At 41.1% G+C, this 23,436-nt stretch carries 16 protein-coding genes; 3 read left to right on the forward strand and 13 right to left on the reverse strand.

What is annotated here, in order from left to right; translation table 11 throughout:
* The first annotated feature begins 23 nt into the window (after positions 1-23).
* Positions 24-875 carry a sugar phosphate isomerase/epimerase family protein gene (locus MMU05_RS12070; RefSeq protein ID WP_241141939.1) on the forward strand — a complete coding sequence of 284 codons (852 nt, stop codon included), beginning with the start codon at positions 24-26 and terminating at the stop codon, positions 873-875.
* 54 nt (positions 876-929) lie between these two features.
* Positions 930-2,306: a sulfatase family protein gene (locus tag MMU05_RS12075; protein WP_241141940.1), complete on the forward strand. Its 1,377-nt coding sequence runs from the start codon at positions 930-932 to the stop codon at positions 2,304-2,306.
* A gap of 242 nt (positions 2,307-2,548) precedes the next feature.
* On the opposite strand, the gene MMU05_RS12080 is transcribed toward MMU05_RS12075, so the two are convergent.
* The 5 genes from MMU05_RS12080 to MMU05_RS12100 all read right to left on the reverse strand — a co-directional run bounded on the left by MMU05_RS12080 (position 2,549) and on the right by MMU05_RS12100 (position 7,700).
* Positions 2,549-3,352, reverse strand: a complete 804-nt coding sequence (locus MMU05_RS12080) for an alpha/beta fold hydrolase (protein ID WP_241141941.1) — start codon at positions 3,350-3,352, stop codon at positions 2,549-2,551.
* A 323-nt stretch (positions 3,353-3,675) separates the two neighbouring features.
* Positions 3,676-4,503 (reverse strand): sugar phosphate isomerase/epimerase family protein, encoded by an 828-nt coding sequence (locus tag MMU05_RS12085; protein ID WP_241141942.1) that lies wholly within the window; start codon positions 4,501-4,503, stop codon positions 3,676-3,678.
* Positions 4,504-4,539: 36 nt separating this feature from the next.
* Positions 4,540-5,679, reverse strand: coding sequence for a PDDEXK nuclease domain-containing protein (locus tag MMU05_RS12090; RefSeq protein ID WP_241141943.1), 1,140 nt, complete (start codon positions 5,677-5,679; stop codon positions 4,540-4,542).
* Positions 5,680-5,797: 118 nt separating this feature from the next.
* Positions 5,798-6,250 carry a nuclear transport factor 2 family protein gene (locus tag MMU05_RS12095; RefSeq protein WP_241141944.1) on the reverse strand — a complete coding sequence of 151 codons (453 nt, stop codon included), beginning with the start codon at positions 6,248-6,250 and terminating at the stop codon, positions 5,798-5,800.
* Positions 6,251-6,299: 49 nt separating this feature from the next.
* Positions 6,300-7,700: an aminopeptidase P family protein gene (locus MMU05_RS12100; protein WP_241141945.1), complete on the reverse strand. Its 1,401-nt coding sequence runs from the start codon at positions 7,698-7,700 to the stop codon at positions 6,300-6,302.
* A gap of 313 nt (positions 7,701-8,013) precedes the next feature.
* Between MMU05_RS12100 and MMU05_RS12105 the strand changes: the two genes are divergently transcribed.
* Positions 8,014-9,582, forward strand: a complete 1,569-nt coding sequence (locus MMU05_RS12105; RefSeq protein ID WP_241141946.1) for an L-serine ammonia-lyase, iron-sulfur-dependent, subunit alpha — start codon at positions 8,014-8,016, stop codon at positions 9,580-9,582.
* Between the two features lie 129 nt (positions 9,583-9,711).
* On the opposite strand, the gene MMU05_RS12110 is transcribed toward MMU05_RS12105, so the two are convergent.
* The 8 genes from MMU05_RS12110 to MMU05_RS12145 all read right to left on the reverse strand — a co-directional run bounded on the left by MMU05_RS12110 (position 9,712) and on the right by MMU05_RS12145 (position 23,406).
* Positions 9,712-10,311 (reverse strand): hypothetical protein, encoded by a 600-nt coding sequence (locus MMU05_RS12110; protein ID WP_241141947.1) that lies wholly within the window; start codon positions 10,309-10,311, stop codon positions 9,712-9,714.
* Positions 10,312-10,316: 5 nt separating this feature from the next.
* A complete protein-coding gene (locus MMU05_RS12115; protein WP_241141948.1) occupies positions 10,317-12,623 on the reverse strand; it encodes an N-6 DNA methylase in 2,307 nt (768 codons plus the stop codon).
* A 469-nt stretch (positions 12,624-13,092) separates the two neighbouring features.
* Positions 13,093-13,530 (reverse strand): DUF1016 N-terminal domain-containing protein, encoded by a 438-nt coding sequence (locus MMU05_RS12120; RefSeq protein ID WP_241141949.1) that lies wholly within the window; start codon positions 13,528-13,530, stop codon positions 13,093-13,095.
* Between the two features lie 330 nt (positions 13,531-13,860).
* On the reverse strand, positions 13,861-14,268 hold the full coding sequence (locus MMU05_RS12125) for a hypothetical protein (protein ID WP_241141950.1): 408 nt from the start codon (positions 14,266-14,268) through the stop codon (positions 13,861-13,863).
* Entirely contained in the window at positions 14,268-14,684 is a 417-nt protein-coding gene (locus tag MMU05_RS12130) for a hypothetical protein (protein ID WP_241141951.1), read from the reverse strand. Before MMU05_RS12130 ends, MMU05_RS12125 begins: the two co-directional genes overlap by 1 nt.
* Positions 14,685-14,935: 251 nt before the next feature.
* Entirely contained in the window at positions 14,936-17,101 is a 2,166-nt protein-coding gene (locus MMU05_RS12135) for a TIM-barrel domain-containing protein (RefSeq protein WP_241141952.1), read from the reverse strand.
* Positions 17,102-17,235: 134 nt separating this feature from the next.
* A complete protein-coding gene (locus tag MMU05_RS12140; protein WP_241141953.1) occupies positions 17,236-19,959 on the reverse strand; it encodes a DUF6797 domain-containing protein in 2,724 nt (907 codons plus the stop codon).
* A 279-nt stretch (positions 19,960-20,238) separates the two neighbouring features.
* Positions 20,239-23,406 carry a PVC-type heme-binding CxxCH protein gene (locus MMU05_RS12145; protein WP_241141954.1) on the reverse strand — a complete coding sequence of 1,056 codons (3,168 nt, stop codon included), beginning with the start codon at positions 23,404-23,406 and terminating at the stop codon, positions 20,239-20,241.
* Positions 23,407-23,436 lie beyond the last annotated feature (30 nt).

A 23,436-nucleotide genomic window follows, 5' to 3' on the forward strand; every position in this document is an offset into this window, starting at 1 on the left:
TTTTAGCAAAACCCTATTAACCCATGAATAAAATCGGATTTAATGTTTTGGCTTGGTCGGCAGCAATGTCTGATGACCTCAAACCAATTTTGGACAGGCTGAAAAAGATCGGCTATGATGGTGCTGAGTTTTTTGTAGGCTCTGACGATATTCCTGCCTACAAAAGAATCGGAGAGCATTGCAAAAATATTGGCTTGGAGGTCACTACGGTTTTTGTCTTAAGCCCGGAAGAAAACCTTGTCAGTCCGGATAACGATGTCCGCCAAAAAGGTCTCGAAAAAATCAAGTGGACCATCGACCGTTCGCATGATTTGGGTTCGCAGGTGCTTTGTGGCCCTTTCCATTCTGCTTTTGCTACTTTTACCAAAGCCGCCCCTCAGGATATCGAGTATGCGCGCAGTGCTGAAATCCTCCATCAGGCGGGAGATTATGCCGCTCAGGCAGGAATTCTCCTGACACCCGAAGCCCTCAACCGCTTCGAATGCTACCTCTGCAATACCATGGAGCAGCTTTCTCACTTACTGAAGATCGTCAACCACCCCAATGTCAAAGCGATGTTTGACACACACCATGCGAATATGGAGGAGAAAAAACTGGGAGAAGCCATACACCGCATCGCACCTTACCTTGCCCACTTCCATATCAGTGAAAATGACCGTGGTACGCCGGGTTCCGGGCATGTGCCTTGGGACGAGACTTTTGCCGCTTTGGCTGCGATCAAGTATAAAGGTTGGCTGACCATCGAGGGATTCACAAGAAGCGATCCTGATTTTGCCAATGCCATTGGGGTTTGGAGGCAGTTTTCAGAACCTTGGGAAATGGCAGAAAGCGGATATCGATTTATCAGGGAAATGGGAGAAAAGTATGGGCTGTAGGTATTTGTTATGCAATGACCAGACTTCGGTAATTTCACAATTACCCAAAAAAATATGGGAAGAATTCCGATTTTAACCATCGTTTTTATTCTAAGCTTGGACCTCCTTGGTTTTTCTCAAGATGACCGGCCCAATATCATTTTCATCCTCACAGATGATCAAAGATGGGATGCTTTGGGATTTGCGGGTAACCAATTGATCCATACCCCTGAAATGGACCGACTTGCCGCAGAAGGGATATTTTTTGAAAATGCCTTTGTAACCACCCCCATCTGTGCGGCGAGTAGGGCCAGTATTTTAACGGGAACTTATGAAAGGACACATGGGTATACTTTTGGACAAGGGGAAATCAAGCAGCCATTTATTGATCAATCCTATCCTGCTCTGATGAGAAATAGCGGTTACAACACCGGCTTTTTCGGAAAATTCGGTGTCAATTATTCTGGTTTCGAAGAGCTATTTGATATTGGAGAGAATTACGACAGGTTGGACCGCTACAAAGATAGAAGGGGTTATTTCTATAAAACCCTTGGTGTGGATACGGTTCATTTGACCCGCTATACGGGCCAAAAAGCCATTGAGTTTATCCGTCAAGCTCCCCAAGAAAAGCCATTTATGCTTTCTTTAAGTTTCAGTGCCCCGCATGCACATGATCCGGCGGAGGAGCAATATTTTTGGGAGAAGGAATTTGATTCATTGTATGCATCACAACATTTTCCCGAGTCTCCTTTAAGTGATCCGGAATATTTTGAGGCGCAACCTACCTATGTTCGGGAAGGTGAAAACCGTAACCGCTGGTATTGGAGATTTGACACAGAGGAAAAATACCAAAGGAGTATGAAGGGATACTTTAGGATGATTTCTGAAATTGATAATGAAATCGGGTTGATAAGGGAGGAGTTATCAAAACAGGGAAAGGATAAAAATACAGTTATCATTTTTATGAGTGACAACGGCTATTTTTTGGGAGAGCGTCAACTGGCAGGAAAGTGGTTGATGTATGATAATTCCCTCCGGGTTCCGATGATCATTTATGATCCCCGATCCGTCCAAGGCAGAAAAGTAAATGACCTGGTTTTGAATATTGATATAGCACCGACCATTTTTGACCTTGCCGGGCTTGATAAACCAAATTCTTGGCAAGGTCTAAGTTTAGTCGGGTTTTTAGGAGAAAACAGTTCTAATTTGGGTCGGGAGGATTTTATTTGTGAACACCTTTGGCAGGTGGATATTATACCGCCAAGTGAAGGCCTAAGGACCAAAGACTGGAAATATTTCCGTTACATCAATGACCCTCAGCATGAGGAATTATATGATTTGAAATCAGATCCCTTAGAAAAGAATAACCTTGCCTTGAATCCTACATTCAATAGCAGATTAATGGAAATGAGGAGAAAATTTGAGAACAAAGAAAAGGAATTGAGAAATTAAACCTGGATAGATCCCCAACTAGGAGTAAAATAGGGTATCTGCTAAGTGTATCCGCGACAATTGTCGTGATGAAATTACGCCTTCATATTTTATGAATTTGTAATTCAATTGAACAGGTACAATCTTTCACCTGAGCGTTTGTTTGAATAGTACAATTACATCCCGTTGGCTATCGTATAACTTGAACTGAAGTTCAATTGCTGTGGCTATGGACTGTCGACTGTGGACTATTGACAGAATTATCAATGCTTTTTCAACCAATCCCCCACCCTCTCATTAAAGTCCTCTAAGTTCTCCCAATGGAATGCATGGCCGCTTTTCTCATAGATATGCAATACAGATCCGGGGATGGCGGCAGCCACTTCTTTGGTCATCCATACAGGCGTAAAAATATCCTCTTCACCCCCCAAGACTAAAACCGGGCAATTCACTTTTGCCAAATCCTCCAAAACATCATGTGTCACACAAGCAGCAGCCTGTCCTTCCAATCCGATCAGCGGTTGGGGATTGGGGTCCAAAGCGGCATCTTTCCGGTCTTCCAACAGTCCTGCGTGAAATTCCTCATTGTCCCAGGATTGCTTGGAAAAAATCAATAACTGGATATAAACGCTAAATTCTTCAGGTTTCAACCTTGCTTTGCAATTCTTCATGTGTTGGAAAATCGCCTTGGCTGTATTGTCGCATCGTGCCCAGGGACACATCAGCACCATGGCTTTGACTCTTGTCGGGAAATGGATCGCCATCTGTTGGGCGATGATGCTGCCCATAGATACCCCCGCAACTTTGACCGCACCCAAACCCAAATGATCCAAAACGCCGATGCAGTCCTGCGCCATCTGAAGGGAAGTATATGGACCTGCAGGTTTATCGGATTTGCCGACTCCCCTGTTGTCCACGAGGATACAGCGGAATGATTTCGCCCAATGGGCGACGTGTTTTTCCCAGACGCTTCCCGGGGCAGTGATTCCCATGATCAGGAGCAGCGGTTCTCCTGAGCCCTTTTCTTCAAAGTAGATGTTGATTCCGTTGGTGGTGATGGTTGGCATTTTGAAAGAATGGTTATTGGTTATTTGTTAATGGTTGTAATGGTTCTAGTGGTTCTAGTGGTTGGCAGATCAGACTAGTCTAATTGTTTGTGCTTTTATCAATGTTTTTGGATTGCCATAATATTCAGAATGTGGCATACCGTCTTGAATCCTATGTCTTGTGTCTTGTGTCTAATTTCTCGCTTCTCGGTCCACACACCTTAACCCCCTCTTTTGTCTTCGTCAACATCGGTCATCGGTCATCCGACATTTTCCCAGTCTCGCTTCTCGCCTCTCGTTTCTAGCCTCTCATATCTCACGTCTCATATCTCACGTCTCATATCTCAAATCTTCAAACTCGGAACAAGCGTTTCCTGAATCCACTTCCCATCATGGAGGGTGACAAAATCAGGATCTTCCAAGGCTTCTTTTCCCTCGTCTTCGCAGATGATCCAACCTGCATAACCGATTTCCTTGAGCCACTGCGTGATTCCGATCAGGTCGACTTTTCCTTTTCCCATCAGGGCAAACTCCGGATTTCCATCCCAATCTTTGTAATGCACATGGTTGATGATGGATTGGTATTCTTTCATTTTGGCAAGGGGATCCATGCCGCCGTTGATGATATGACCGACGTCAGGACACCAACCTGTGGCAGACAGGTCAAGTCCCTCAAGGATGACTTTGTAATCGTCTTCTGTCCTTGTGATGGAGGTATGTGGGGAATTTGGGTGGAAACTGCTTTCGACTCCTTTTTCTTTGGCCCTTCGGGAAACCCTGTTCACGATATCTGTCAGGCTTTTTCTCCGCTGTACGATGTCATGCCTGCCGGTTGGAATCTGAACTGTACAAAGGACCGAGCCTGGAAATCTCTTCAGCAAATCGATCGCATTGTCTGCGACCTTCCGCTCTTCCTCAGTTTCTTCTCTTCCGTTCCAGTCCAAAGCCAAGGCCACTGCTGCGAGTTCTATGCCCTGTTCCTTGAGTTTTTCCTCCAACAAAACCGGATCAGACAATTTGCCCATCCAGGAAAAAATAGGTTGGATCCCGGTAAAACCTGCCTTGGCTATGATTTCTATCATATGTCCCAACTGGTCTTTGTAGGTTTCCCCGTTGTTGTTCATATACCAGGTATACACCTCAGCACCGAATTTGAATGGTAGTTTTTGCATGGTTTTAATTTTGGGGTTTTATTGATTTTAAAGCGACTAACTGTTCCATTTTTGTAATTCATTGGTAATAAATGCTTCAAGTATTTCCTTTTTGGGCAATTCCAGTAGGTACTTGGAAACGAATAATTTGTTGTCCATGCCGGTTGTGGCGAACTCTACCAACGCAGTGTTTTTGTTGGTGACCAATAATATCCCAACTGTGGGATTATCATCACTTTGCATTACGTTGGCTTTGTAATAGTTTACATAAGTATTGAGTTGCCCGATATTATGATGGTTAAAGTCTTCCACTTTTAGCTCTACCAGAACGTGGCATTTGAGGATACGGTGGTAAAATACCAAGTCAATAAAAAAATACTCATCTCCGATCAGGATTTTCTTTTGTCGGGCCTCCAGGCAAAAACCATGTCCCATTTCCATCATAAAATCCTGTAAATGGTCAAGCAAGGCTGATTCCAAATCATTTTCCTCCACCGCATCTTTAGCCTTCAATCCCAAAAATTCAAATGCATAGACAGATTTCACGATATCTGAAGGATTGGCGATTTCTGCCTTTTGTTGTGTGATTTGGCTGAGCATTTCAGGCTTGATGCTCATTCCACTTCGTTCGTAATACAGGCTGTTAATTTGGCGTTTGAGTTCTCGCACGCTCCAAGTGCCTTTGATGCATTCGAGTTCGTAGAATGAACGTTTGATGTTATTTTCTATAGTAATCAGTTGTTCAATATGTGTATAGGATAATGACTGTACAATGATTGACCCTTTTAATTGAAATTCAGTTAATTGAAATTCGGAGGTCAGTGACCCCAAAATTCTCAATTGTGAATCAAGATTTTCATTTTTCTCCAATTCGGAGGTCAGTGACATCCGAATTGGAGAGTTTTGTATTTGACTTGCAACTAGAGGTTCTATTTGGGGATAGTAGAGATAAAATAACCTAAAGTTCCTAAAAGTACGTTCGTCTAATCCTTTTATCGAAGTACAACGTTTAGCAAGATTAGCCAATAATTTTTTACCGTATTTCGCCCTATCCTCTCCCTTTTGCTCAAACTCTACAATATAATACCCGATCAGCCAATTTCTTAAAGTCAGCGATACATTGACAGCTTTGACCGCCTGCTGCTGAAAGTGGCTATGGGTTTTGGAAATTGTATCTATTAATAGTTCAAAGTTCATTTCTATATCATATTTACGTATTCCCAATTTGTTAAAAACCAACTCACTACCAATCAAAAAAATGTCGTTAAACGTCCGTGAAGACACGGATGTGGCGCTGTTATTCTGAGTTAACACCTCACTTTCCCTTCAATTCCTCATCAGGGATTGCCATGGTATGGTTGGCCAAAAGCTTGTACTGACCCTTTTCTTTGACATAGGTCCGCATAAAGTGGTAGGTGACCGGACTTGGTCCCCTGTCCACTACCGTATAGCCGCTCACCACAGCGGTATTTCCCAAAACCACCACCTTTTGGTCACGGGAAACCCTTCCCCTTGTATCGTTTGGCTGACCGGCTTGAATCCGCTTTGCCTTGGCCACGACCGCCTCCCGTCCATCAATGAGACTCGCATGGTTGTGAACCCACACAAAATCGACAGCAAGCAGGTTGGACAAAAAATCAACATCAGATTCCAAAAGGGCTTTTTCCCATCCAAGGTCCAGGTCGATAAGTTTTTGATGATCTTGGGTTTGGGCTACTGATGGGAAAATCAGGAAGCAGAGGAATATTATTGTGCCGAGTTTTTTCATGGTTATTGGGTTATTGGGTTATTGGTTAATGGCTTATTGGGTTATTGGGTTATTGGATTGCTTTTGCTCTGATATTTTCAACATCCGTGATTTCTATTGGTAATGGTTCGCCCAAAATCTTGGAACCGGTGTCTGTGATCACAAACCCATCTTCCACCCTGATCCCGCCAAAATCCCTCAAATGAGCAAGCTTTTCATAATCAATAAAATTGCTGTGTAAATTTCCCGCCTGCCATTGATCGATCAGCTTTGGGATAAAATAGATTCCCGGTTCGATAGTGACACAATAACCCTTTTCCAGTTCTTTGCCCAAGCGGAGAGACCTCAGTCCAAATTGACTGCTTTTTTTCAAGTCATCTGTATATCCTACATATTCCTCTCCCAAGTCCTCCATATCGTGCACATCCATACCCAACATGTGTCCCAAACCACATTGGAAAAACAAGGCGTGAGCTCCCTGATTCACTGCTTCATCCAAGTTGCCCTTCATGATCCCAAGTTCTTTAAGACCTTCTGCGAGTTTTCTACAGGCCAAAAGGTGAATTTCCTTGAACATTACGCCCGGTTTTAAGGCAGCAACTGCGGTGTGATAGGCATTCAGTACAATCTGATAGATTTCCCTTTGCCCATCAGAAAATCTAGATCCCACAGGAATGGTCCGAGTAATGTCTCCTGCATAATGTGAAGCTGACTCGGCACCGAAATCCCCCAAAAGCATTTTTCCCCCCACCAAAGTATTTGAATAATTATGGTTATGAAGAATCTGCCCGTTGATGGTGATAATGGGAGGAAAGGAAACATTGCCTCCCAAGGAAAGGGCCTCTCCGGTCACCAAACCAAGAAGCTCGTATTCCTTCATTCCGGGTTTGGCTGCTGACATTAATTTTTGGTGCATTTTTACGCTGATGTTCACAGCTTTGGTCAACTCCCGGATTTCCTCTTCAGACTTGATAGACCTTAGCGAAACAACTGTTTTGATAAACTCTACCGAGACAAGGGAATGAATCTCTTGGTGGCTTTTTTTAAGCCAACCAGCTAGTTTTTGAAGATTTTCAGGCCGATAGGGAGGTAGGAAATGGATTCGCTGATTTCTGACAGATGTCAAAAAACTACCTATCTCACTTTTTGATTTGGTGTAACTCATTCCAACCTCGTTTGCCAAATCTGACAAAGGAGGATGGGAACCTTGCCACACCGTTTCTTCAACAGTCAAATTATCCCCATAGAGGATTTCGATATCCTGATCAATATCAATGACAGCAGTGAGACCCGGCATATCCAATCCAAAAAAATAAAGGAAAGTACTATCCTGTCTAAATGGATACCAGTTGTCTTTGAAATTGACACTGCTTTCTTCATTTCCCAAAAAAAGGAGGACTCCGGAGCCAATCATTTTCTTTAACCGGTTTCTTCTTTCTATATATGTTTCTTTCGAAAAGGTGGTTTGCATACTTATTTATTTGACCAAAAATCAGTTCCCATCCAAGATAGAAATTACATTTTAGCAATTCAAAAACCAATGATAAAATCCCACCACCTACTCCATGAATGGTCAAATGATATTCTTTTCTTCCGATCAACTGATTGGTTTGAACTTCAAACCTGCAATGAAAAAACTGCAACCCGATCGGGTTAAATATCAATGGTTTTTTTATTTCAAGGAATTTAATTTTACCAAATGCAACAAATCGGTTTAAAGAATTTGGAGAATGACAATTTTCAAAGGTTTAAGTTTTATATTTAAGTAGAAAACAGAAAGAATCATGAACTATCCCAGCATATTTAATGACGTCATCGGCCCTGTCATGAGAGGCCCGTCCAGTTCCCATTGTGCTGCTTCGCTGAGAATCGGGAGGATTTGCCATGACCTGATGGATGGCAGGATTTCAGAAATCCAGATAGATTTTGACCCTAATGGTTCTTTGGCTACCACGCATAAAGAACAAGGTTCGGATATGGGCTTATTTGGTGGTTTTTTGGGTTGGGAAGCCTATGACGAGCGTTTGGTCAATTCTGAAATGCACATCGGTGCTGCCGGGATCAAGGTTAAGATCGACATCAAAGACATACAGGCAGAGCATCCAAATACCTATAAAATCACCTTGCACAATCCTTGGGAGACCCATCAGGTCATTGCCATTTCAACCGGCGGAGGCATGATTGAAGTCATCGAAATCGATGGGGCAAAGGTTTCCTTGGCAGGTGATTGTTTTGTTTCCTTGTTTTATTCCAAAGACAAACAAAAGCTCAAAAACTATCTTCAGCAATCCGACATCCTCGGAGAGGTGGAAATTCACACGGAAGAAGGGGATTTTTTAGCCTTAAAATCCCAAAGCTTTTTGGATGAAACGCTGATTGAAGAAATAAAGACCATTGAAGGAGTTTCTCAAGTCAAACAGATTAAGCCTGTTTTGCCTGTACTTACCAGAACCAATCAGACAGTACCCTTCATTACCTGTGATGAAATGCTGGCTTACAATCAGGACAAGAATTTGAGTTTATGGGAATTGGCTGTGCGGTATGAAAGTATCCGGGGCAATATCACCTCCGTGGAAGTGCTTGCCAAAATGGAGCAAATCCGGATCATTCTCAAAAATGCCGTGGAAACAGGTCTGAAAGGAACTTCCTTTGATGACCGGATCTTGGGTCCACAATCCGTGAAATTCAAATCCATGATGGAAGACAGAAAACTGATCAGCGGGGATGTTTTGAACCGGATTATCATGTATGTGTCCGCTATCATGGAGGTCAAGAGCTCCATGGGAGTAATCGTGGCCGCCCCTACCGCAGGATCATGTGGGGCTATGCCAGGAGCGGTATTGGGCGTGTCAGATTCATTGGGACTTTCTGATGAGGAGACCGTCAAAGCCTTGATGATCGCAGGTTTGATCGGGGTGTTTATTGCGGCGCATTCCACCTTCGCAGCAGAAGTGGGAGGCTGTCAGGCCGAATGTGGTTCTGGTGCGACGATGGCAGCTGCTGCGATCGTCAGTCTGGCGGGAGGCAACATCAATCAAAGCATTTCTGCCGCTTCGATGGCTTTGCAGAGTTCGTTGGGTATGATTTGTGACCCGATTGGAAACAGGGTGGAAGCACCATGCCTCAACAGAAATGTGATGGCCGCCTCCAATGCGCTTTCCTGCGCAAACATGGCCCTGGCTGATTATGACCACTTAATTCCTTTGGATGAGGTCATTGAGACCATGTATGAAGTGGGGAAAAGTATCCCCAACACCCTGAGATGTACCAATCTCGGAGGATTGTCCATTACCAAGACAGCAAAGGAAATCGAAGCGCGGTTGACGCAGAAATATTTTTATAAGAATTGTTGAGGGGTGTTGAAGATTACTGATTGCAAATTCTAAAAAATAGAGGTGTATTTACAAACAATACATTTTCTAACTTAAAGTGGATGTACAAAAGTGTACTTGGTCTCAAAATATCTTGATTGGAAACCGAATTTAATTTGTGAGTTCGTATTTTATATGTTCTAACAAACCTTCTATCCAATCTACAATTCTATTTGCATCATCAAGTTTATGTACATAATTGCCTCTATTATGCCAATTTGAAGACATTGCAAAATGAATCTTTTTCGTGTCAAATATTTCTAAGTCTGACATTTCAAATAATTCAAAAGATGATTTTTCTTTTGAATCAAAACTATTAATTAAAGAATAAAAGTTTTCATAATTGGCCTTATCTCTAGTGATATGCCAATGTGGTTGTGGACGTTTTTCGTCTTCCTTATTAAAGTCGTCCCACTCTGCTCGAAAAAGTTGATTTTTTCTAGTATCTGTAGCTTCACCTTGAAAAATTGATAACGAGATAAACTTATGAGAGTAATTCGAACCAAAACTTACCTCTATATAAAGATAGAACTTATCAAACCAGTGAATGGTTTTAATTTGATAAGCATCCGCTCGTCTATAATTTACAGCTTCATAACTTCCTTCCATTAAAAAAGTAAAATTATCAACAGATTTTAATGGATTAAATTGAAGATTTAGGTAATTTTTCAAAAATTTGTTTAGTTTTTCAATTATTTGGATTTGAAGCATTTTGTCTAAAGTTTAGGGTAAAATCTTTTGACTTCTTCATTTATTGAATATAGAGCCGAAGAATTACCAGTTTCCAACTCCTTTCCAAGTAAAACTAATTTTAAGTAATTACTATTTCCTTTTTCTAAAATTGTTACGTCAGGTATTGGTATTTCTTTGGTATATACTTGACCAAGATAAAAACCAGATAATATCGGCTTTGAATATATTGTGAGTAGATCGTTGAAAACTGAACTTGAGAAAATTGCTAAATAAAAGTAATAATAATCTAATTCAAACTTTTTCTTAGGAATCCATGCATTACCTCTCTCAACTACGAATTTACCGGTCTTGTCAAATGCAAAAGAATTAGAAGACCCGAATTCAGTTGAAACTAATTTTATACCTTGCTCAAATTGCCAGTTTCTTGGTCTTGTATGACCCCACCACTCTGAAATCCCAGCTCTACTTTTAAGGATTTTTTCTAAAGGTTTTATTTTTTGAGTGAAAAAATTAATGTTCTCCAATTCCAATTCATTTTTAAAAATACTTCCTTCCTTATTATAAGGATACCATATATAACTAATATCTTTTAATACACCATTTTTTATTGCTGAATTATCAACTACAGGACGGAATAATTCCTTATTTTCTTCAAGTTTATATTCACTCTTAGGTATTTTAAATACATCCCTGTAACCTTGTCTCAAACCTTGTTTGACAGAAAACACTTCTGCTAAGCGAGTTAGCTTATTATCCGTTACATAAATCTCTAATTCCCTAATAAATAACTCTTCTTTATTAGATATTAATTTCCAATTATCTTTAAAAAAAGGAAAAATTGTAGGAGTAAAAATATTGTAATTTGAATCGATTTTTGCTATTTCATTATTTATTTGAAGCTTTCTTAGTTCTCGAAGTGCCTCGGAAACTATCCCTTTTTCATTTTTTGTCCATAATACTTTTGGATAAGTAGAACCATGTGGTTTTTTTCCAATGAATATACTTATATCTGTGAGAGCATCCTCAAATACAAAATTCCCAAGCTTACCTAAAAGTATTAAATCTATCTTTTCTTTTGTTTCATTTCGTATTTTGAAATAAGAGTCGAAAGTGAAAATAGATGATGGTAGTACACATCCAAGTACACCATTTTCATTTAATGATTCCGTCGCTTTGTAGAAAAAGGCACTAGCTTGGTTTGGTTTGCCTTTTATAAAACTGTCACCTAAAACAGTTTTTACTAAATCCCTAGAATCCTTATTTTTTAATTGTTCCCAAGAAACAAAAGGAGGGTTCATCAAAATTAGGTCATTATTATTTCCCCAATCAGTTGATAAGGAATCTTCTACATGTTTGATATCAAAAACCAATTCACCATTCCATTGCGTTTGGTTTTCGTAATGCAAAAGGAACTTTGAAGTTTCAATTGCTGAAATAGAACTATCATAACCTAAGATTGTAATTTTCCCATTGTACTTTAAATATTTTAATTGCTTTAGAACTTCGATCAAAAATTCTGAGGAACCACAACTTGGATCCAAAATTTTTAAATGCTCTTTAGATAAGTTAATTTCTTTAAGTGTATTTTCAACTATAGACCTGGCCAAATATGGTGGTGTATAATGTATGCTTGAATAAGAATCTTTTTTTGTAGTTAAAGTGCTAGAAACCCCGCCAAATAAATCTCTTTGCAAGTCAAAATAAACAACTTCTTTATGTGCCTCTTGAAAAAGTATTCCGGAAGAATGTCTTAAAATTAAATCTAGATTTGGCCTAATTGACTTTACACCTGAGCATAATTTAGAACGATAATATTCAAAGTTTGATGGCAAAACTGCTTTTTCAAAATCTAAGAACTTATTTGAGATTCTATTTAAATCATTATTTTCAATACTAATAAGTAATTGAAATAGAACACTTAAAGCCTTTGAAGGATTTTGCTTTTCTGTTGTTTCATTTCTTAATTGCCTGAATATATCTATGATAAAAGGAACTGCGTCATTATGAGTTCGATATGACTTTGAAAGTAAATATTTGTAAAATTTTGATAAATTTTGTTCAACAGCATTCATTGAAACCAACTCTGATCTATTTTCCAGCCAGTTTACGATCAGGATATTTTCATCATTTACAACTAAATAATTTTTAGTATTTGAAGACCAAGAATATTCTTTAAATAAATCAGAATCTCCACCTTCAAAAGTTTGCAAGCAAAAGTCTCCGTAACCACCATTTAGCATGAGAAACCTTTCTTCATTTGCTTTTTTTAAGTGGAGTGGTAGTAACCCATAAGTTTGCCTCCAAAATAATATATTTTTTAAATTTTCCATTCTTTGCAAATGTAGTTTATTTTGGCTTGGCTCGATACAATGCCACTTTAATCTTGTGAATAATATAGCCTACAATTTGGTTCTAAGCCACATTATACGATTTATTCTGCCTTAATTTTTGGTTATATTCACTTAATTATAACTAGTTAAGAATATGATTAAAAAAACTTCTTGAAAATACATTTACTTATTTTCTTCTGCAAGGATTAGTTTCATAAAGGTCGGAAGCTGGCAGGATTTATCTGGAATTATGGCAGCGCTTGTATTTAATTATATGATTGTGGGGACGCTGTCACCACCTTTTATAATGTTCCCAATAGTGGGTTTGCTCGAATTGCAGTTAATCCATTTCCGGTACTTCAGTCAGCTTTCTATTGACAAATTTGAAAGTCCTGAATAGAGGGGGAAATGATAAAAAACCTTTTTATTCCGACCTTTCTTTTATGGATTCTTTTTCCTGTCACTCAATTCAAAAACAGAGACCCAAAGGCATGCTTTTATCATCTTCGTCAATTGTACTTTCTATTTGTGCAACCGCTTGTTGCACAAAATCAGAAATGATGTTTTGAACCTTTGACTGAGCATGTTCGAAAGATCTTAATTTATCAGATGCCTCATTCAGCTTTTCAATCGCCGGAATTGAATATTCCAGTGCAAATTTTCGCATATATTTAAGGTTTCTGACCGAGAAACCTTTTTGCAGTGGAAGTTCTTTTTTCAAATCACTACTCAGCAGATCGATCACTTTTGCTCCCCAACCTTTATTGGATTGATGTACTAATATCAACTGTCCAAGCTTCCAATAAAGAAAAAGCATCTCCCTATTAGCAGCAATAGCCGTGCGGACTTGAGCAGTACTGATTTGCTCTTTTATCAACAAAAGAAATGCTTTATATTCTTTATCCATCAGTCAATAATGGTTTTTGTGATCATAGTTTCTAAAGATATATTTTCTGCACGATTTTGAAAAACTCGATGGTTCTTTCATTCTAATTCCGACATACTGAATTTTCATCCATATCACCTTCTTTAAAAACATATTGAATATGCTCTGTATAGCAGTTAAGGCTTTCCCAAACAACAATGCCCTTAGTGACTGTTTAAGCCAAACAGTATCTTCCTCCTAGTGAACATCTATTTTGATATTGCTGTCCGGGTTTTGGCATATCAGGATATCGCTGATCATCTTTTTCTTTAGAATGGAAGTAAATCTCCAACTGATTTTCTAATCGAATATTTATAAAGGTATTCTCAAGGTTAAAGCCGGAATATCTCTTGGTTGTCCAGGAAGGAAAATCGGTTGAAAAACTGCCTGATTTTGAAGAGAAAGTTGTGCTGCCATCCTAGCGTTCGAGCCTGAACTTAGAAATAATGGAATGCTTGTTACTATTGATAAATATCCTGTGACAGACAAAAATGATTTCAGCCTTTGGTTACTGGATCCATCTGTGTAGTCAAAGTTTTCCGGAATTATCCATGAAGTAACTAATAAAGTTGTGCCACCTCCTACTAATATCAATCCTGCCTTATATTGGCTGTTACTTATTTTCAACAAATCTTCAGGTGTACTGGGTATAGAAGAAGATTGTGCAGAGGTATAAGATGTAATTCCACCAAGAATTACAGCCAGAAATAATAGTTTCATCAGTAGGAGGAATTAAGGTTAACAGTAAAAGTAATGGCTGGATAAACTTTTTGTGATTCCCGGAGGATGGGGGCACGAACCGTTTGGGCACCCACACTTAACTGGGCAGCTTTTCTTGCTTTTGAGGCGGAACTAATAATAATGGGGAGGCCAATTACGGTAACAGGTATCCCAATCAAAATAAGTGAATATCCTAATCCGATCGTTCCATCAGAAAGACTGTTACTCACCCCTAGGCTTATAAGCCCTAGTGCCGCCATTCCGGACCCTACCACAAAAAAAGTTATTCCGGTCTTTTTCTGCTTTTCACTTTGCTGTAAGTATTCTTTAATCAAAAACTCTCTGTCCTTATTTTGAGCCTTTAGATTTAATGATATGATCATCATGAGAGAAAAAATGACAGTTAATTTTTTCATGAATAATACGTTTAAGGGAATGTTAGTGTCCTTATGTTTAAGGTAAGTTAAATATTTAAAAATTTACTTACTGCTTTTTTAAATAGTTTTTTTCCAATCCTCAAGATGCTGCTTAATGTTTGGGATAGAATGTGTATTTACTTAAACGAGTATTTATGGTAAAAATTGTTTTCAAGAAAATCGAAGCCAGACTGACACAAAAGCATTTTTATAAGAGTTGTTGAAATCCGCGTAACCCTATTTGCTCTTGGTTAATGCTTTACAGTCATCCAACGCCAAACCATATTTCCATAGTTAAAATTACTTTTTTTCAAAGCGTTGGTGTTTCCTTCTAATTTCCCTTCTGGGTTCTTTGTCGTTTTGAGTTCGGTCAGGGAATACTCCTCACGCTCATAATCATAGCTGACTCCGTCATCATTGTATAGGAAGTAGGTGTTTTCCTTTGTACCGTAATGTCTAACTTCTAAAGTTTGGTCTGACTTGTTTTCTAGCGTTGACAACATCGGGATGATTCCACCATCTTTTACAAAAAGCGGTATTTCTTCGAGTTTGGTCTTAATGGTAATAGTCTCACCATTGCCTGCAAATTCCCCTGTATAGAAATCGAACCAATTCCCTTTTGGAAGGGCAACAGTGCGCTCCTTTTGGCCGGTAAATACAGGGGCCACCAAGATGGATGGTCCCATCATGTACTGGTCTGTGACTTCCAGTCTTTTTTGTTCGGCATATGGGTTTTTCGCATCATCCAACTTGCTTCCGTCTAATGTCTCCTTGGAGTCGTATCCGCTCTCCAATACCATGGCTCGGAAAGGTGGTATGCCTTTTTGGTTATATTCATAAAAAGCGGTATAGAGATAGGGTAGAAATTTCATTCTAAGCTCAATGGTATTTCTTACCATGTCTGTCACCTCAGGAAAACTCCATGGTTTCTTGCCTGAATACCAGGCATTGAGCATCATAAGCGGGGAGAAACTGACGGATTGAAATCGGCGGATCCATTCTTCAGCGGAATCAGCGCTTCGGATTTCTGGAGTCCACAAAAGTCCTGACAGGGATGCACTGGCCATGGCAGTCACATAGCCTTTGTGGTCATAGTAATCGCTGTACAACACAAAATTGTGATTACTTGCTCCGATGTAAGCGGATCTGATCAGATTGTAAGTTCGCTGATTTTGCTCTTTAAAATGACGATCAAACATATCCATCATCATCATGCCATAGAGTTGCCTGATTTCTACTGCATCATTACCTGAAGGGAATGTGGCATGATCGGGCCATAACCAAACATCATAGCCATCAACCTCATCAATTTTATAACCACTTACGCCTATGTCCAGATGATTCTTTTGGTGATGTTTTAAAAGTACTTTTTGTGCCTCGGGAATAGAATAATCAGGAACTTCCCCAAGCCAGACAGTATGGCTTCCCGTAAAAGGACTGATGTCTTTATACATTGTCGATACCGGCGCTACGTAAGGATTTTCCCATAGATTTACTTTTATCCCCTTTTTATCTAAAGTCTGGACAAAGTTTTTGGGGTCAGGAAAGCGCGTAGTGTCCCAATCAAAAGAACAAGGGTAAGCAAAACTTTGCCAGCCTGGTTCAAGTCCTATTACGTCCAAGGGGAATTTGTTTGATTCAAAATCCTGTATTTCCTTCAATACATCTTTGTCACTGCTCTCGGTATGCATTCTGTGCCAGAATCCTAAGCCCCATTTGGGAGGGATGATTCCCCCACCAAAAAACAGATTATATCGTTGAACTACCTCGAGGGTGGTTTGTCCGGCAAACACAAATATTTCCATTCCATCTCCTTCGACACTTGCTTCAACTGCATCAGACAGCGGACGGTCCTGCCAATTTTTCCCTGTTGTACGATCAATGAGTTCTGGGAGGTCACTGTCTTTTCTGTTACCCACCCCTACATGGATTTTTACACGCTTTGGCGAATTTATCAAAACTCCATACCCCTCATTTGAAATATAAAAGGGAACCGGTGCATGGGTGTAGCCATTTATCCCTCCATAATGATCCACTTTAAGTGAATAAACATTACTGCGTCTGTTCATTCCTTCAAACTCCAATCCTAAGCCATAGATTTGTTCTGTTTTATTCAGTGGCAACCTTACACTTGCTCGATTTGGAACAAGAAGGCTTCGGCTGGCATTTGGATCAAAGGGAAATGGAGCATCACCCAACTCCTTAATAGCTTCTGTTTTGGGGGCATTGGCATAATCCATGGGATTCAATCCAATTTTTCCCACACTTGCCTTCCAAATCCCAGGCATTATCTTTTCCCATTTCAATTCTTCCATCCCTGAAATCAGGGTGTTTTGTGCATGTCCTTTCGACCAAAAGGAAAGGAGCACAACTAGAAGCAAATAAAACTCAAAAAGACTTTTCGATTTCGTTTTCATATTCAGTGATTAGTAAAAATGTATGTACACTTTTTTGCCACAAACCATATTTAAATTCGGATTGGAGTTCCATTGTCGTGGCTCCGCCGCGGCTGACAGGTGTGGACTTTCGACCCTGGACTATGGACTGATTTTCAATTTGAACTCGCCGCCACCTGATGGATCGTATTCTGAATTAATCCAGTTATGTCTTTTCCCCTGTCATCTTTGACCCGGTATTGAATCTCCATGCCCCAGGTGGGCTTGATCTGGGGTATGGTAAGCTTTATGGATTTTTTATCTTTCCCCAATTCTGCTTTGGTGACTGTCAATGTTTGTTCATTGTAGTGTTTTGAGCCATATTTTCTGGACCGCAAAAGATCCCAAGTTTTCACCGTGTAGTGTGCAGTATCAGCGACACTTCTTGCATCCAATTCGTCAGTAAAGTTTAGCTCCATGCCTTGGGTAGTTGCCTTGATTCCGACAGGAATGACCATTGGCTGATCTACTTTTCTGATCCGGTAAAGTCCTCCCAACTGTGGTTGGGTGGAACCCCAGGCCGACAAGCCGCAAAGGTATAGTTGTTCATCGCCCGGATTGAATCGACCGCGCATCACGCCTGTAGAAAATCTCGGTATCGGCAATTCATAGATTCCTCCCTGAACTTGCTCTCCTATTTTTTCATAAGGGACTACAAAGACTTTTCCATAGCCATAGGAGAAGTTGAGGAGCTTTCCGTTCAGTGCTCCCCATTTTTTGCTATTTACCCACAAAAGCTCTGACGGTGATTGATCCCTTTCTCTATCTACCCATACCAATGGCAATTCCATTCCATTTTCAGTGCTGTCTGCCGGTGGATTATAGCCAAACATATTTCCATAAAACCCACCTTTTTTCACCCAATTGATCCGGTTCATAGGATTCCAATGGCCTTCTTGGTCAGTGACGATAAAGCTGCCGTCAGGATTGAGACAAACTCCGTTTGCAGCCCTAAAACCGGAAGCAATAATCTCGGTCCGGAGTCCGTCAGCACTTACTTTGATCAAAGTTCCGTGCTGTGGCACTAATGCTTCCCTGGCGTGCCTTGCACTTTTTGCATAATAAAGGTTCCCTGCTTTATCCGCCTGAAGTCCCATGGCAAATTCATGGAAATGGTCCGTCACCTGATGGTCGTTGTTGAAACTTTCATAAAAGTCGGTTTCCCTATCTCCATTGAAATCATGAAGACGGACAATCTGATCCCTGCAGGTGATGAAAATTTCCTCGTTGATTACTTTTATCCCCAAAGGCTGAAACATGCCTGAGGCTATCCGTTGCCAGCTAAGTTTTCCCGAATTTTTTGTAAAACCCTCCACCAGCCAAACATCTCCGTCGGTAGAACAAATCACCCCTTTGTTGGAATCTTTGAAAAAGTCCAGCCCGCTTAATCTGAACTGATTCTTCCAAGGACTGTCAAAAGGCGGATTCATAATGTCCACTTGAAAAGGACCTTCCTGCTCCCCTTGGAGGATTTCTGTGGTCAATTTTTGAGGATATCGGGCAGGACCTCCTTTGATCAGTGAATTCAAATCCTCAGGTGGGGCCGAAGTTTTTGAAAACTGCTGAAGTCCTTTCATCCCAGGTTTGGCGATCAGGATTTTAACCTTCACGGATTTTGAAGGAGTAAGTTCCATGACAGTAAATCCGCCCTGATTATTCAAAACAGCACCTTCACCCACGAGCGCAACAGATGTCCCACTTGGGGCAACTCTCATTTTCAAAGGTTTTTCTGATGGGGAAATATTTAAAGTCCGGGTGAAAACAGGTTGGTCATCTAATTTTTCCAATCCAAAGGTTTCTAAAACTTCCGCATTGCCAACTGTATAGAAAACAATCACCCGATCTTGAAACTGATAAAGCCCTTTGTAATGCGCCCATTCCCGAGGCAAAGGTCCAAATTTTCTTTTGTCTCTGGCTGTAAACCTCGGGTCGGCGAATGTCCCTGTGTTGGGATCTGCCCAAGCGGGAGCAACTGGATTTTCAAAATGCAGGTCCCCTACCGTTCGCGGTGAGATATTGTGACTTCCATTAAATAGAATCGCTTCCCAATCAATAAATCCGTCACCTGTCCATGCTCCTGCAATTCTCATCAGGTCATGGTCAAACATCATCCAGGCATTTCCAGCTGCCACTCCACCTTTTCCCTGATCCAGTCTTATGGCTATTCCTTTATAGGCAAAATTGGCTTTACCAAGATTTTCATCCGGAAGAGGAGATGGCCCTGAGGATCGTTCTCTTTCAGGAGCATTCTGTCCGACCAATTCATAGGTATTGATCAAAAAATTCCCGTAGTCCATTTCTGCCCAAGGTTTAAATTCCTTGGGAGCGGGACCTGTATTTGACCCGGTTGGCAAGCTGGCCAAATAAGCTGAATCGATTTCAAAGTACTGATCTGGATTTTCTTTTTCCAGAAAAGTTTCCCTCAGGTAATTGATGATGTCATACTTCTCTACCGGAGTCAAATTGACTTGGGGAGGCATGGATCCATATCCTCGGGTAAGGGTTTGATAGATCGAATAGGGGTCTTTGCCCACTTTGAAAGTGTCTTCCCAAAATTTGAATGCCGTAGGAATCGATCCTACCTGTTCCGGGTTTCCGTGGCAATTGAAACAGGTATTATTGTAAATATGTCCCCCGGTTCTTATGGATTCGTCATGCCTGTCACCCAATGCAGTAAGAAGCCCTTTATGGTCAATGTCCTTTTCAAAGTCGGGAAGATCGGATTCTGAAAGAATAAATCCTTGTACAGAATCCGTATTCTGATTTTCCTTTGCTTGTTTACAACCAAAAACAAGAAGTAAAAGGAGTATGTATTGAAGTACAATTTTGGGTCTATTCATTTTGTGTCCCGGAAAATATCCTAAATCAAAAGCAAAATCATTGAATTTGGATTTAAAATGGTTATTGGGTTAATGGGTTATTTGGTTAATGGTTATTTGGATAACTGATTTTGGATTGGATCAATCTTCTCACGAATTCATTTAAAAGACCTTCGAGGTTCAAGAAAACCTAAAAGGTCTTATCTCTTGCTTCTTGCCTCTCGCTCCTCTTTTACCTCCAACTTCCAATCTTCCCACTTCCCAACATCCAAACATCCTAACATCCCTCTTCCCAACTTCCTATTTCTCCATCGGATGCTCTTTGAGTAATTCAGATGGTGAATAGAATCCCTTTTTGTCAGCAACCTTGGCTCTGACTTCTTTTACCTGATCAGGCCTTATGGGCGGAGCTTCATTGCCAAATGAGTTTCTCACATAAGTCAATACTGCGGCGATTTCATTGTCGTTGAGCATGCCTTCGTAAGGTGTCATCGGTACCTGCCCGGGATATTCCCTACCCGATACTGTGATCGGTCCCATCAATCCTTTAAGCACGATCTTAATCAAACGCTCCTCACTGCCCAATACCCAAGGGGTACCCACGAGAGGTGGAAACAAAGAAGCAGAAAGTCCACGTCCGTCATTTTGGTGACAGGTACTGCAAAATCCGTCTCTCGCATAGATTTCTTTACCCATGTTATACAGTTCGAGGTCGCTGCCGGTCAACTTGGACTTGATGGTTTCCTCTTTTTTCTCTCTCACTGAAAGTCCATTGATATGGGCTACGGCAGCTTCATGTGCATGAATAGACCATTTGTCCAAAGGCATTTTTTCTGCTTCCGCCAATATCGGCAGTCCCTTTTCCCTTGGCAACCAAGATGCTGCCACGATAGCTTCCAAGCGAACTCTGCTATTTTCATCTTTGACTGCTTGCATCAGCAAATTGGCCTGGTCATTTACCTGATGTCCTGAGTAGCGCAACACCCTTACAGCTGCTGTCCTTGCTCTGAAATCCTTGGCCTGAAGCAATTGCTTCAGTAATTTTTGGTCAACTTTATTCAATCCCCAACTTACCCAAAGCCCTTCCAAAAGGTAATGTTCGTAGTTAGGATCATTTTTGTCCAACTTTGAAACCCAATATTCAATCGCAGGGAGCACTTCTTTTGGATCTCTTCCTCTAAGTTCACGTCGGGTTCGGTATCGTGTCCTGAATTCAGGTAATTTCAAATTATCAAGCAATTCAGGGATGGTAGCACCATACACTTTCGCAGGAGTGACCAAAGGACGGGAAGGATAGGTAATCCTGTAAACCCTTCCATGGACGTGGTCACGGAGCGGGTCACGGGCATTGTGCTGCATGTGTCCGATCAGAACATTGTGCCAATCGATAAAATAAAGTGAACCGTCAGGAGCAAACTCCATGTCCACAGGACGGAAATTACGGTCAGATCCTTTCACAATATCTTGTCGGAATTTGGTGATAAAACCGGTCCCGTCATCCAAAACCTGATGCTGCTTCATCCCCAAAAACCCGATGGTATTGGCGATCAGCATATCACCCTGTACTTCCTCCGGGAAGTGTCTGCTCGAAACAAATTCCAAACCCGAAGTCGGGCGGACTTTATGCGCTTCTTCGATCAGGTTTTCGGATTTATGGGTAGCTTCACCATATCTCGGCAATACCGATCCCGGCATCATCCACCTCACATCCGGTCCTGAAGTTTCGGCAAAGAAATTTTGCCCCCAATCGTCAAAAGCAATTCCCCAAGGATTGGGTATCGACAACTGTGCGGTCCGCTCAAGATGGCTTCTAGCAGGATTGAATCTGTAAAATCCGCCATTTGTCGCCCGGACTGGGCCATAAGACGTTTCCACGTTGGTATGCAAAAAGACTCCCTCAGCCATGTATATGGATCCGGACGGATCTGCAGCGAAAGCCGAAATCACGTGGTGCGTATCGTGGTCATCAAATCCGCTTAGAAGTGTTTCAATCTTGTCAGCTTTGTCATCCCCATCTGTGTCAATCAGGATTTTGAGGTTGGTGCCCTGGGAGATATATACCCCCTCAGGAGCAATCTCAAAACCCATTATCAGGTGCAAGCCGTCGGCAAAAATGATTTGCTTGTCCGCTTTGCCGTCATTATTGGTATCTTCCAAGATGATGAGCTTGTCATTTGGTCTGGCATCTCCAGGCCTGTAATGCGGGTAACTCGGAACAGTGGCTACCCACAGTCTGCCTTTGTTGTCAAAGCTCATCTGCACAGGATTGGCCAAGTCAGGGAATTCCACTTCTGAAGCAAAAAGCTCGATTTTGTAACCTTCGGGAACAGTAAGTTTGTCCAAAGCATCCTGACCGTAGAGGTATTCTGTACTTCCGTTTTGTTCGGGATTGTAATTGGTCTCTACAGGAGGCAATGTCCTGGTATTTTTGTCTGCTGCGGCCAGATCCATTTTCTCCCCTTTTGCTGCTTTCCAGATGGCCTCATCACGGATGGCAGTCATCTGACGGATTTTTTCCAATTCTGCAGGATAATTATCAGGGCCAAACGGAGCGTACCGGCGACCAAAAACATGGACCCCGTTGGGGATTTTGTAATCATTGTGCCACATCCAGTTTTTCTCCATTACCATATCATGGATTAAAGTGCGGTGTTCTTCCGCTTTTGGATTATCATCCCCAAAAACAACATCGGCAAGCAAAACTGCCAATTTTTTATATCCTTCTTCATTCAACTGAGAACCGTCAATAGTCAAAGGTTCTGAACTCGAATCATACCATTCCTGTGAGGGAGTAAATGCGTCCACAAAAAGGACTTTATTCTTTTCAGAAACCTCCTTCATCGCTTGGGTATATAGCGCTAGGTTTTCATTTTCCTTTTTGCCATTTGGCAAATCCCGGATCTCAGAAAGGTCCTCAAAAGCTATGGGAGAAATGATGGCAAGTTTTGGTGCGGATTTGCCGTTATACTGCTGCTTGAGGGTATGCTTGATAAAAGCATCGAGTTCGCCTTTGTAATTGTCAAGTCCATCTACACCCTGAAAAGACTCATTATATCCAAAAAACGCCAAAATCACATCAGCCTGATGTCTGGTAAGCCACTCATCAGGAGATTCAAAATGACCCTCAGAACCAGACTTGTTAGCATATTCAGTCTGGAATTCTTCTGCTCCGGGAAATGCCCAAGGAGACTCTCTGCCCGAATGCGGTCTGAATCCCGGGGTGTTGCCCCCATCTGCCATATTCCTGATATATAGCAAGCTGTCCGGATAACGTACATGCATTTCTGTCTCAAACTGCCCATATTCCATCATCCTCGAGGCAAGGTTGTTACCAATCAGGATAATGTGGGAGCCTTTGTTAAAATCAAGTGAATCGGATTTTTTGCATTGGTAAAAAATGGTGGAGACTAACAAAATCAGGGTGATTGTCAGCAATCTTTTGATGCTGTTTTTGATTGGGTTTATCATATTGTGCTTTCCTTTAATATGTATTGCTCT

Source organism: Cognataquiflexum rubidum (assembly GCF_022538115.1).
GTDB classification, from domain to species: Bacteria; Bacteroidota; Bacteroidia; order Cytophagales; family Cyclobacteriaceae; genus Cognataquiflexum; species Cognataquiflexum rubidum.